Source organism: Staphylococcus sp. GDY8P72P (assembly GCF_016890655.1).
Classification (GTDB): Bacteria; Bacillota; Bacilli; order Staphylococcales; family Staphylococcaceae; genus Staphylococcus; species Staphylococcus arlettae.
The window spans coordinates 1-13236 of the sequence record NZ_JAFEQJ010000035.1; the positions used below are offsets into that span (position 1 = coordinate 1).

The 13236-nt window shown below is 31.1% G+C and carries 13 protein-coding genes; 1 reads left to right on the forward strand and 12 read right to left on the reverse strand.

The window, feature by feature from the left end:
* Window positions 1-716: 716 nt before the first annotated feature.
* Window positions 717-1577, reverse strand: coding sequence for a PhzF family phenazine biosynthesis protein (locus JVU85_RS12625; protein ID WP_002510539.1), 861 nt, complete (start codon window positions 1575-1577; stop codon window positions 717-719).
* A gap of 278 nt (window positions 1578-1855) precedes the next feature.
* Here JVU85_RS12625 and JVU85_RS12630 point away from each other — a divergent pair, with 278 nt between their 5' ends.
* Window positions 1856-2464 (forward strand): LysE family translocator, encoded by a 609-nt coding sequence (locus JVU85_RS12630; RefSeq protein ID WP_002510540.1) that lies wholly within the window; start codon window positions 1856-1858, stop codon window positions 2462-2464.
* A 703-nt stretch (window positions 2465-3167) separates the two neighbouring features.
* Here JVU85_RS12630 and JVU85_RS12635 read toward each other — a convergent pair.
* From JVU85_RS12635 to JVU85_RS12685, 11 genes are all read right to left on the reverse strand, one after another.
* Window positions 3168-3731, reverse strand: a complete 564-nt coding sequence (locus tag JVU85_RS12635) for a hypothetical protein (protein WP_204171669.1) — start codon at window positions 3729-3731, stop codon at window positions 3168-3170.
* Window positions 3732-4643: 912 nt separating this feature from the next.
* Complete coding sequence (locus JVU85_RS12640; RefSeq protein ID WP_204172652.1) at window positions 4644-6374, reverse strand: N-acetylmuramoyl-L-alanine amidase; 1731 nt, start codon at window positions 6372-6374, stop codon at window positions 4644-4646.
* Complete coding sequence (locus tag JVU85_RS12645; RefSeq protein ID WP_204172654.1) at window positions 6371-6676, reverse strand: holin; 306 nt, start codon at window positions 6674-6676, stop codon at window positions 6371-6373. The genes JVU85_RS12640 and JVU85_RS12645 overlap by 4 nt, the downstream gene beginning before the upstream one ends.
* Window positions 6677-6719: 43 nt before the next feature.
* Complete coding sequence (locus JVU85_RS12650) at window positions 6720-7118, reverse strand: hypothetical protein (protein WP_204172656.1); 399 nt, start codon at window positions 7116-7118, stop codon at window positions 6720-6722.
* A complete protein-coding gene (locus JVU85_RS12655) occupies window positions 7105-7527 on the reverse strand; it encodes a hypothetical protein (protein WP_204172660.1) in 423 nt (140 codons plus the stop codon). The genes JVU85_RS12650 and JVU85_RS12655 overlap by 14 nt, the downstream gene beginning before the upstream one ends.
* A gap of 36 nt (window positions 7528-7563) precedes the next feature.
* A complete protein-coding gene (locus JVU85_RS12660) occupies window positions 7564-7722 on the reverse strand; it encodes an XkdX family protein (RefSeq protein WP_204172662.1) in 159 nt (52 codons plus the stop codon).
* Window positions 7722-8126 carry a hypothetical protein gene (locus tag JVU85_RS12665; protein ID WP_204172664.1) on the reverse strand — a complete coding sequence of 135 codons (405 nt, stop codon included), beginning with the start codon at window positions 8124-8126 and terminating at the stop codon, window positions 7722-7724. The genes JVU85_RS12660 and JVU85_RS12665 overlap by 1 nt, the downstream gene beginning before the upstream one ends.
* A gap of 12 nt (window positions 8127-8138) precedes the next feature.
* Complete coding sequence (locus JVU85_RS12670) at window positions 8139-9722, reverse strand: phage baseplate upper protein (protein WP_204172666.1); 1584 nt, start codon at window positions 9720-9722, stop codon at window positions 8139-8141.
* Between the two features lies 1 nt (window position 9723).
* Complete coding sequence (locus JVU85_RS12675) at window positions 9724-11415, reverse strand: hypothetical protein (protein WP_204172668.1); 1692 nt, start codon at window positions 11413-11415, stop codon at window positions 9724-9726.
* Complete coding sequence (locus JVU85_RS12680; RefSeq protein WP_204172670.1) at window positions 11412-11654, reverse strand: hypothetical protein; 243 nt, start codon at window positions 11652-11654, stop codon at window positions 11412-11414. Before JVU85_RS12680 ends, JVU85_RS12675 begins: the two co-directional genes overlap by 4 nt.
* Complete coding sequence (locus JVU85_RS12685; RefSeq protein ID WP_204172672.1) at window positions 11647-13236, reverse strand: prophage endopeptidase tail family protein; 1590 nt, start codon at window positions 13234-13236, stop codon at window positions 11647-11649. Before JVU85_RS12685 ends, JVU85_RS12680 begins: the two co-directional genes overlap by 8 nt.

The window sequence follows — 13236 nt, forward strand, 5'->3', positions numbered from 1 at the left end:
CAATTATACGGACTTTATCATCGAACTCATAATACTAGTTACTTCTCTAAAAGATTCTTCAAAAGCTTTATCCATATTCTTTCTAACCCGCAACATTGTTTCTTCAAGTATCATTACCAACACCCCTTCAAAGTGAATTAATTAAATTCAATTCGATTATATACCACAACAATTGCTGTATCACTTTAAGACTAAAAAAGTTATTTATTATAAAATTAATTGTGTTATATTAAAATCATATAAACAATTTAATATATTGTTATATAAGGGATGAGACAATAATGAAATTAGCAGTGTATTCCATAAACATAATTAATTATATATTCATTTCAGCAATGTTTCTATTATCTATTACACCACCCAATTGGTATGGAGCTGACAAATTAGATGTCTTTATATCAAATAGTAGTGCGTTATTAATATTTTCTATACTTATGTTTTTTATTTCTAAAAACACTAAGACAATATGGAAAATTAGCATTTTTCTTAATTTAATCAACTTATTTATATTAACTCCACTCATAATGTTCGTGTTATTTTTTGGTATACCATTTACTTAATTACTTAGGAGGTACTAATGAAAAAATTGTTATAACTTTAATGTTAGCTGCTTTATTATTTTCTCAAATATCATTTGAAGGATTAGCTGAAACACAACAATATAAGTGATGAAGAAATTAGAGAATTAGCACAGATTAGCCATTTTCAATTCATATCTATTGTTTCTCAATCGCTATTGTTCCATCAATCATTATTTTTGAAACTCCGCCTAATTTCAATACATTTTCCTTTTTAATATAAACTCTACCATTTCTGTTTATACATTCTCCTTGAGAATTTGAAAATTCTTTTTCCTCTAATAAACCGTATAAATCATTCATTACAGCAACACAACCATTACCACTACCACAAACTGGATCTTCGTCCACACCTTCTTTCGGAGCAAATGAACGAACTTCAAAAGTCGTATCTTTATCTTCTTTGTTTTTACCGAAAATCGTTACACCAGTGGTACCTTCATAAATATATTGTTCCATCAATTTAAAATTAGGTTCAATATTTTTAACAATACTCGCATTTTTTAATTCCAAAGTTAGCCATTCAGCACCGATATTAATATTTTTAGAATGAACTACATCACTTTTTTTGATACCTAAACTATCTATTATTCCATCAAACTGTCGGTCTTGTAACTCACTAATTTTAGGCTCAGGCAAACTAAAATATGTTTTATCTTCCGTAAAATCTATTTTCACCAAACCTACTCCACATTCTTGTACGAGATAATTTTTATTTTTAGGCACTAAACCATTTTGTAAAATAGCAAAAGATGAACCTATAGTTGGGTGACCAGCAAAAGGTAACTCATTGTTGGGAGTAAAAATTCTCAATTTGTAATCTGCATTTTCATCTTCAGGTTTACAAACAAAAGTTGTTTCAGATAAATTAGTCCAACTTGCTATATCTTTCATTTGTTCTGACGTTAAATCATCAGCATCAAAAATTACTGCAACAGGATTACCTTTAAATGCTTCATTTGGAAATACATCAACTTGCTTAAAATTTAAATACTTCATAACCAAACCTCCAAAATTAAATTGAGACTAAAAAAATACATTTACTTATACTTCAATTACTTTCTTTATGTTAATTCTTATAATAATTTATTTAAATGATAACATGAAGAATAAGATAACTAACTATTAATTTCCACAGTAGTATTTAACTTATTGAACATTCATCTAATAAACCTATTAATAATATAATATTCTCGCAGTAACAGGCTTGGTTAATTGTATTACTATCAAAACAAGAAGAAACTCATTTAACAACATACAAAACAAAGGAGCAATATATGGATAATTGGATTAACTTTATTATAATGTCATTACTTATTCTTATAGCGCCTGGACCAAGTTTTTTTGCTGTTATAAAAAATAGCGCTCACGGTGGAATTAAAAGCGGTATTTTTACAACATTTGGTATAGCTAACGCTCATTTAATTTATGCTACTTTGGCAACTCTAGGTATTATATTTATATTCGTAAGTTCCCAAACCGTATTTTTAATAATTAAAATATTAGGTGCAGCGTATATTATTTTTCTTGGCCTTAAAAACATATTAAATGCCCATAAATTTGAATATAATACTATGGAAGTCACGAAAACAACAAATGCGAATTTATTCAAATCATATCAACAAGGATTTATAACTATGATTCTAAATCCAAAAGCAATTCTATTTTATATAAGTATTCTACCTCAATTTATAAATCACCAAAGCAACCAAAATGTACAAGTCGCATTACTTTCAACATTATTTATTATAACTGTAATTACATGGTTCAGTTTTTGCACTTTTGTTTTCAATTATATCAAAGCAGTTTTTGAAAAACCTAAATTTAAAATGATATTTAATTATATTGTCGGGACAACACTAATCGCTTATCAATCAAAATATTAACTACAAAGCATTAAAATTGTGATCTTAGTAATTTTATTCTAATTATCTTTTTAACAATGAACTTCATAAAACTTCAACCATCTCGAAATTTATCGAAGAGTCGGCTAATAATATCATATTATGCCGACTTTTGTTCACAAGTTTACTGTAAATGTCCTTGTCTATGACTAATAAATTGTTTCCTTCCATACTATTAAATAAAGCAGCATATCAACATTTTGCTAAATGAGATATAGCGAGGAATATCGAATAAACGGAGAGTGAGGGATTGGCAAATTCATATTATTATTAAATTACATGGCTTTTATTGTCCATATTTTGCCCGCTTTAAAATTTTCTACATTAATCACTCTACTTAATTTCAATTATATCCTTCAAATTAAACTCACTTAATCCATTTCCAAAAAGTATGCGACATTGCAAATGACGTGAAAATAACACGCAAATAAAAAGACCACCTATAGCAAAGGTAGCCTATCTGTACTTATTAAAAAATCTAAATATTGTTCTATTTATAATACTTTATAAACCTCACTATATATAATATATAGGCTATAAATATAAATATATTCATTAATATTACCTGATTACTATTAATATTACCAAACTTGATACTAATCATTGTCCAAAGTGCTATTACTAAAAATAATAATAAACATACCCATATGTTAAAAACTATTTTCATAGTATCACTCCTTAAATATTAGCAGAAAGTTGCTCCTCCAGTTAATCCACCACCTACTGCCCCACCGACTGCTCCAACTACTCCCCCACCTACTGTACCTACTATTGGTAAAGTTACAGTTCCGACTCCAGCACCAGCTAATCCTAACGTAGTACCTCCTGTAACAGCTCCTCCTGCTATACCAGATATACATTTTCCAATGCCTCTATCTTGGTACATATTTTGAGCATATACACCTAAATCACCTTTATCTTCAAAATATACTAGAGAAATGTTATTACCATTTCTATCTTTTGCAATGGATGGTAATTTTTCAATATCACCCGTGTTTTCATTTCTTAAAGATGCTATACCGTTTTTATCAATGTCATAAGTAAGATTTTGATTCAAATCAATTCTAGCCGTATGGTCATTTACCTTAACGATTTTGCCTGAACTATTTCCTGTGCTGTATGTCTCATTTCTTTCAGCAGCATAAGAGTAATTATCAACTAAATTAGGACTAACTGTTACTCCAGTAGTAATTGCTAATGCAATAAACCCTTTTATAAATCTTCGTTTGTAATTTAATGTTTTTGCCATTTTACTCACTCCTGATAGGTATTTGAGATATAAAAACAACTCTATAAATTTATTAAAATAAGTAGTTTAAAAACTTAATGAATTAAGCATCTCTCCAGCATTTTGGGAAACGTTTACAAAAATAATACAAGCTTATATTGTTAAAATCTATAGAAATTTATAATAAGTAAAAATATTACATATATATGTAATAGCCACTTTAAAACAAAACCCTACTTCTATTAGTAGTCAATATCTTTTTAATACTAGTGTGACGTTAAATACAAATAAAGCAGTCACAACCACTTTTAAAGAATTCTTATTGGAAAACAATACGGGGAACTAAACATTACATGCCTTACGACACACGCGTCTATGCAATTGGGTAAAGGTTTCTCTATACAATATGTTAGCAAAAGATTAGGTCATGCAGACATAACGACTACCCTATCCATATACAGTCATTTATTAGAAGAAAGTCAAAAACAAGAAGAAAATAAAACACTGGAAGTCTTACGTAGCATGTGATTCAAAGGTTTCATGTCAACAAACCTTAAATTTTGACATGAGAGTGACATTTTTTATAAAAACTAACCATAAACAAAAACACCGAAACCCTATTGTATCAAGGATTACGGTGCTTCATAAAAGCTCAAAATATGTATTGAACGGAGAGTGAGGGAGTTTATAAACCCCATAATATAAGTGTTTGAGCCATTTTATTGGCGTACCGTTGGCATAAAAAAATAACCACCCAGTGACATGTGTGGGTGGTGGATAAAAAAGAATATTTGAGAAAGGACTTATGCATGTAAATAAACTATAACATAAAAAAAAATAGGGCAAGTACATAAGTGCCTACCCTTAATATGATCACGTGGTGGTAACAAATCATAGTAACAACTTATTAACTCTACTTATATTATAGCATGTCTAATAAACTTCTACTATTCTTAAACGTTCGTGCCATACCCAACCATTATTATTGTGCGAGTATACTCGACACCAACCGTCTAACACTTCAAAAATATAAAAATCATCATATCCAGCCTTATAAACTTCGTTAGTTAATGACCACTTGTAATTTTCTTTTTTGCCACTACGTTTAGCAACAGTTACCCCATAATGGTCAACTCTACCTCTAAACTTGCACTTTTTACTCCAAGAAACTTTGCTAGGTGGAATACTTCCTACCTTCAAACCACTTGTTTTCTTAGCGTTCGTTTTTTGATTAACAGTTTGTTTATCAGCTTTGTTTTTTAGATTTTCTCCACCACCCGGTTTGTATACTTCTGTAATTCTTAAACGTTCATACCAAACATAGCCGTTGTTACTAGCACTGTATACTCTAGCCCAACCATCTCTAATCTCGTACACATAGAATATGTCTCCTTGACCGTATACTTCATTTGTAAGAACCATTACATTGTTATGGTTAGGTCTACAAATTGTAGCGCCAGCATTGTCTGCAACTGCTTTGAAGTATGGTTGGTTGGACCACGTTAATTTCTTAGGTGGAATGCTGTTTAATTTCAATGATTGACCTTTAGATGGTGATTTAGGTTTTACGTCTCCAATTGTGGTTAAATCAACACTGTCATCTGCAAAATCTGGAACAATAAAATGTGTTAATCCACTATAGTTATCTGTTCTTAATTTAGCAGGAGTATTAGCATTTCCATCATAGTTTTGCTCTAGTATTGTGAATGAATTAGTACCTCCACTGTTATCCCAAACTAAACCTGTGTGACCATATTCTCTATATATTCCTGTAGTGTATACTGCAATAGCTGTAATAGGTGGAATGTAATTAGGAGTGTTTTCTACAACTTTCCAACCTTTAGGCATACTATTTACAACGTGTAAGTCTTTAGCATTACCCCAAAATCTAACGCCGTTCGTTACATGGTCGACAAAATCAACTACTAAGTCAGCACATTGATACGCCCATGCATTATCAAAATCAATATACTGCCCTTTCAAACTATGCATGTATTCAATAGCTTCTTTGTATTTTACGTTACTTTGAGGTGAAGGCGTAGGTTTCTTTTTAGTCGGCTCTGATAAGAATTTAGATGGCTCTTTATTACTGTCTTCTTTAACGCCATTTATATATTTAGCGACTTGTTTATCAAAATTACTTACATTTCTGGAATATCCAGCAGCTTGTAACAAGTTGCCGGGATCTACTTTATCTGATTGAATATCTTGATGTCCTGGAACTTCTGTTTTATAGTCTATTTTCCAATAATTACATAAGTAAGCCATAACACGTGCCATATTATCTAATGATTTTTTTGAACGTGCTTTATCATCAAAATAAGAACCTTCGATACCGAAAGCAGCATCATTTGCATCAGCTTTATACCAGTTATTATCGATAGGTGTATTATATAATACGTGCCACGCCTTTTCTGTCACTGGTATACAAACTATGCATTCTTTGTCGTCTACGAAAATATGCGCGCTAGCAACCAATGACCAATCAATATTATAACTGTTTTTATAGTAGTTCACGTTATCTTGTGCTGTAGTGTTTGGATTTCCTGTGTCATGAGCAACTGCGAAAATTGGCTTACCACTTGTTAATTTTTGCCCACTTCTACGTGTTCCTATAGGTAACCAGTCATATTTAACAGGTACTCCATTCCATTTTTCTGTCATTTTATATTACCTCCACCAATTTTATTATTACTTTCTTTAGTAGTGCCTTCACGAGTACGCAATGTTTCCCATATTCCTGTGGCCATCAATCCACTTATTAACCCAGCTAACAAACGACCTGCTATAGATAATTCCGAAACAATTTCTGGTATAAAAGCAGTTAACCCACCTACTACCACACCAATAAATATTGAAATAATTGGTATAATATTTTTCGGAATTGCTTTTGTTCGTTTTATTACTTCTGTTAGTGCAATAGTTAATACAGAGATAATCCCTGCAAATGTTATAATCTGTTCCATTTATAAAAACCTCCATAATAAAAAGCCGACGCAGTGCGCCGACTTATTTAAAGAAGATGTTTGCTACCAAAGAGATAAGTGGGACTAATACAACCCCTGCAAATCCCAACCAGTAGCCGATTACTTCTCTATTTCCTTTTGCTTCTGCTTCTACAGTTCCTTGCAAACTTTTAATTTCTTTCTCGTGACTTTTTGTTTCATATTCTAAATCAGTGACTCTAGTTCCTACCGTCGATAATGATTCACTCATTTTTTCTAAATGTTTCTCAGATCTAGCTTGTGATTCAAATGCTTTCTCTTGTAGTAATGTTTGTCTATCTACTTTATTAAGCAAACTATTAAAGTTGTCTGTGTGTTTTGTGTCTACTTCGTTTATGCGTTCGTGTATCTTGCCCCTTGATTTCTCCCATTCATGTCTCAATACATATTTATCTTCTGCCATAAATACCTAACCCACCTAAGAAACCAACAAATCCGAGCCATGCAGTCACAGCTACAAATTGTGCCGGTGTTATCCAGTTGATTGAATTATATATACCTGCTGAAGCCATTAAGAAGTGGACAATTGCACTTCCTGTGCCACCAATTAACATAAAGTAGTTAGAAACATTATTGATTGAACGTTTCCCAAAGAATAAACTAGCTAGAATTAAAGATGTGCCAAAAACGAGTAACAAGAATCCCCACAACCATATTGGCATAACTTCATGTAGTGCCCTGTAGAATTCACTTTCATTTAGTACTGATTCTTGGTTAATAAACCAATAAACACCTCTTATATCTACAAACACACCTAAGCCAAATAAAGATAAAGTAGCTAGCTTTTGTGGTAACTCAAATTTACCTTCCATCTGTTCACCTACTTTCTATATAATAAAACCCCAAGCTTATGCTTGAGGTTCTGGGTATTTTTCTCCAGTAATTAATGCGTATTCTTCTTTGTCGATAACTTCCATATCTACAAACCATTTGATTTGGTCGTTTGTGTAACAACCCCAACCATACATTACTTTTATATCTTCAAATGTTGGAAATAACATCTTCATTATTCACTACCTCCATCTAGTTTTTGTTTTATAGATACCACTTCTTGTGATAAATTAGCATTTTGTTGCGAAAGTTGCATAACCATTGTGTTTGCTTGTACTAACTGTACTTGCATATTTGCAAACATAACTCGTAATTCTTCATCTGTGCCAGATAAATTTAAGTTAGGCGGCTCTATCAAATTGCCTTCTTCGTTAGGATGTTCTTTTTCCCACTCTTCTTTAGAGACACCCTCCCATTTTTGTTTATCTATATTGAAATGCAAGGGTTGGTATAAACCTGGCTCTGGGGCAATATCTGTTGCGTTAGTTGGTATATTGTATTGTCCGTTTTCATCAGGGAGTATTATGTCGTTTTCTCCATTGGATTTATAATCATTATCATAATAATAAATAACTTTCATTTAATCCCTCCATTAAATCATTATTGTTACATCTATCGGTAACCAGTGTGTATCTTTAATTGTTGTTAAAGTTGAAGAATCCAATCTAACTTCCCCATTACTTGTTAAAGAAAATCTATTAAAGTTAGTACCATTATCAATACTGGTATTTTGAACAAAACTTCTAGTTTCTCCTATAGCATCTGCTACTACTTTAGGAGCCATGGCGATACTACCTTTACCTTCAACACCTTTTACAGCACCTTTTAAACCAATTATTTTCATACCGTTCATACTAAACATTCTGATTTTAGGTATAGTATTAGAAGCATAAGTTACTGCTCCATTTATTAATGTTAAATTTACCCAACCAGTATCAGTAAATGTACTATCAATGGTTTTTTCTAATTCTTTTTTAGTATTAGATATTAAAGTATTGATTTCTTCTTCAGAGAGCGAATCATCATCTATATTCAAAGCGTTTGATTTTTTCCATTCTTTTATAACTCCGTTGTTAACCCATGCTGTATATTTTTCTTTTGAATTATTAAATGGGTAGATTTCAATTAAACCATCTGAAGTTTCTGGTTGTTCATAATCTGTTTGAGTAGAATTTTTAGCGTACTTCAATAAACCTTCTGAAATATCATTAGGTCCATTAATCCCATTCACGAAATAATATAACCCTGAGGTTTTAATTGAAGCATTAAAGTAATCGAAATCTAAATCTTCAATCTTAATTGCACTACCTAGATCAGTTGTTATTTTTGATTTCTGCCAATCTCCATCATCAATATATTTTCTTAAGTTATCTATTGCAGTATCAATTTTTTGGCTAGCATTCGTTTTAGTTTCCATATCAGAAATCATTTCTCTTACCTGTGATTCTTTAACCAATTCTGCGCTATTGATAGCTTGTGTAACTTCTGTTTTAGCGTTTTCTGCTTGTTGAATAAAGTATTCAGAACGCGCTTCAATTGTTGACTCACTTTCATTTAACGCTTGTAATACCTCTGATTTGTAATTATTAATTGCCGTTTCAATCTCTTGTTTAGTTTGATTAACTAAATTTGTTATATCTTCATATGCTTGATTGCGCACTTCTGTAATCTGTGTTACATAATCAGCAGCATTGTTAATGGCGTTTTCTATATCAACGACCCTTTGTTGAATAGCTGCGTATAAATCGTCAAACATTCTGATATAACTTAATTTAGTATCAGCATCAATTTGATTAATATAATCATCTTCAATAGTAAAAGTGAATTTACGTTCTACTACAATATCTTTAAATCCTTTAACATCAATATAGACTTGTGCATGATGCGTACCTTGATGTGCTAATACATCATCTGGCAATGTGTAACTCAAAATACCATTCAACTCATCATCAAAATCTAAGTAATCCACTTTTTTATAACCATCTGGCGTGATGATAGTGATATAAACATCTTCATTCACTTCACTCAAAGGCACGGGTGAATTGTTTCTTGTAATTGGAAATTTTAATACAGCTGTGTTTTTATCATTGCTGTAAACTTTAACATTGGTGTTTAACAATTTTTGATAATAAGCTGTTGTATCTAAATTAATTTTAGCGATTTTATTTAATGCCATACTAATTCAACTCCGTTCTTTCAAGTCTTGTTTCTGAATAGAATCTAATTCCATCTAATACACAGAATGGTTTATCTGAATTATCTGACGTAGCAACAAGAATCACTTCTGTTAAACCAGTATCGACATTTCGGCTAATCATAATACGATTACTCTTATCTGGATTACCACCTGCCACTGATTTAAAAAACTGATTAGTATAGTTAACGTAAGGATAGGGTAAAGTAAATAACACTTTATTCATCTCAGTCCATTCTTCATTTCTGTTTCTTCGGTTATAGGTACAAACACCTCTAAGTGTTATAAAACCATCTTTATCAATCATATATTGGGGGTGCTCCCACCAATATTTAGAGTATGGTTTAGTATCATTTTTAAAATCTTTGACGAACTTCCAATTAGGTATAATAATATTACTATTATCTTCGTCCACATCAATAACCGCAGCATCTCTTTCCCCTACAATGGTTAAAAAGGCATTTCCAGATTGTGGTAAAACGTGCATTAAAATCAAGTATTCATTCCCATCTTCACCTAAATAAACATCTGAACCTTCTGCTTCATATTCGACTGGAGAATAATTTAATGTTTCATCTTCAAGTGTTTCTGCCAACATGTCTTGCACGCCGTATTTACTTAAAGCAATACTTTTAATAGGTGTACCATTCATATTTAATGTTGTTATTTTAGGTTGTGTTTTCCCTTGTGTTAAAACAAAATGATTACCAACCATTGCGATACTTTGTACTTTCTCATCATATGCTACTGATGCATCAAAACGAATTGTCCGAATTAATTTAGGTTTCATAGCTTTAACTGATTCAAAATCATAAAGATATACACCAAATATTTCGTTTGCATCTCCGAAATTAGAATAATAATATTTCTTGTTTCTATCTGTCCCTTGTTTACTACTTCCTGGTAACACCATATCTTTGTGTTTATAATCACTCTGGTAGTTATAGACACATGCTAATTGATCGTAACTTGTTCTAAGAATAAAACAAACCTCACCAGACTCATTGATAAAGTATGGTAAACCTTCATTATAAGCACTGCTAGAGTTTAATTTAACCACTCTATAATCTATTTCTTCAAAAGTACTTAATTTATATCTAGTGATATTACTATTAGCTAATTTATTGTCTTTTCTTAACACATATAATTCGTTTCGTTCTTGGACGATTGCTAATGCTTGTACAAATGAAATACCGTCTTTCCCACGTATATTAACCTTACCAATTCCCCTTTGATAATTAAGTCTATCCAAAGGATTATCAATAATAGCTAAATTTTTACTTGTATCTTCTTTAAAATCGTTCAACTCTTTCATTATATCTTTATCATTTTTTAACAGATATAAGAAATCTTGTTTAAGGCGATTGTTTAAAGTTGGATAAGATTTTTTATCTGTTATAGCTGTACGAGATTCTCTTGCTTCTTGTACACCGTCACCATTAGCACCTATCACTAAATTATCTTTAATCTCCCATTGGTACTCTAGTTCATCATCAACTGTCCAATTTTTATATTTTATTTGTTTTGAATCATGTGCATTTTTATCTGTTGTTTTATGTTTTTTGAAATTTTCTTGCATTAATTTAAAAGCATTTTCAATTCTATTAAAGTTCTCTATAATATGTCTTCTGAACAGTTGTCCAAGTGATACACTGAAATTCTTTATTAACTTCATTCGCTTTTCACCTTCTCTGTTTGTAATTTCTGTATTTCTTTTTGTAAATTAGCAATTAAATCATCTTGTTCCGATATTCGATTTTCCATCTCCTTAAATTTATCGTTAAATCCGCTTAAATCTTCTTGTTTTGTATAACTTTCCATATCTATTCCTGCCACAGCTTTTATATGTGTTCCTGCAAAATAAGGTTCTCCATTTTCATCTAATGGGTATTTAATTTCTGTTGGTTCATTCATCGACTAACACGCTCCCTATTGAATCAGATGCTAATTTAGGCATAGAAATAGACGCGCCACCAAGTGACCCGCCTTTAACTAGATTATTCATTCGCTTAATATTCCTGTTTATATTTTGTTGTATCTTGATAATGTCTTTAGGTGAGTTACTGAAATCAACTTCAACTGGTTCATTTACCAAGGGATGCGAATACGTTAACTTCACTACTTTCAAATCAAGGTTATAACCTAGTGGTTGATGGATAAAACGTATCTTACTATTTTCATGAATATCATCGTTACCTAAATAATACTTATCTTCCATAGATCCTAAGTAATTAGTAGAAACTTCGACAGTTGGCTCATCATTCAATTCATTTTTTAATTTTTCAAGTAATTCAGCTTTATCTAAAACTTTATCATCAAACACTGTCGGTGCTTCTGAAAAACCAAATACATCATAGTTAGGGGATTTATAAGAAGTGTAAGTGTGATATATGTCTGTACCTTTTAACACAGCAGTGATGTTTAACACTGTTGATTTTTCTGTACCAACATACATACATGGTTTGGACTTTTTATAATCGATACCAGATTTCGCACCTTTGAATATTGCTTTAAACGTATGTTTGCCCTTTGATAAGTTTCTTGCAATGATTATCTTTTCACTTGTAGCTGTTTTGCTATAACACTCATATTGACCAATTAATTTATCGTCTAAATAAACATCAAGTAGACCACCTTTTGACATTTTTTTCAATGTCCATTCAAGTGTTTCATTGCCCCATTTACAATTTATTTCTTTTGAATAACTCGCGCCAATATTTTCTGTTCTCCATGTTCCATCTTTAATAAATGTTCCAGAATAATTCATGTCATTGGGTTTCACTGGATTATAATTTTTGGTTTCTGTTTTTGTTTTCTTTTTACCATAACCTTGGATATAAGTTCTTATATCAGTTGTTGTAGTAGTTGCTTGTACTTCACTAGAGTTATACTTATATATCAATGGTAAATCAGACATCTGATAAAATGTTTTCTCATCATAGATGTAAATCGTTTTATTATTTGCAAAATAAATATAGTTAAACAATTCAGCGCCTTCAGTAAGAAACTCCATTCCGTTTTGATTTCCTAGTTCATCTACTGGTACACGTTCATCAAAATCACCTTTGATTTCATAAGAAAAACCTACTTTATTACCTTTGAATCCGAAGTCTAGATATTGTTCTAATGTCATTGTAGGCTTACTGTCATCTTCTTCATCTTCTTCACTGTTTAGTTCTTCGCTTTCTAAATCTTTCTGGATATAATGATTTTGGAACTCCATGAATATATGTTTCGCAGTAACTTCATTTATTACATTCATTCCATCATATTTAATAGATGTAGACTTTATAACATAATCTTGGCCTTGCCATTCAAGTATCATTTCATTCAGTAAAGATTCGAATATATCCCAATTTGAAGTAGTTTTATAAATAGTAAAGCTAATGGAACGTTCATTGTTCTTTTCATATTCATATTTAAATGAATCGAAATCGAAATCAGTAAGAATTTCACCAAAAGAGCCCTTTCTATTTCTTAATATTAATGCGTCCAA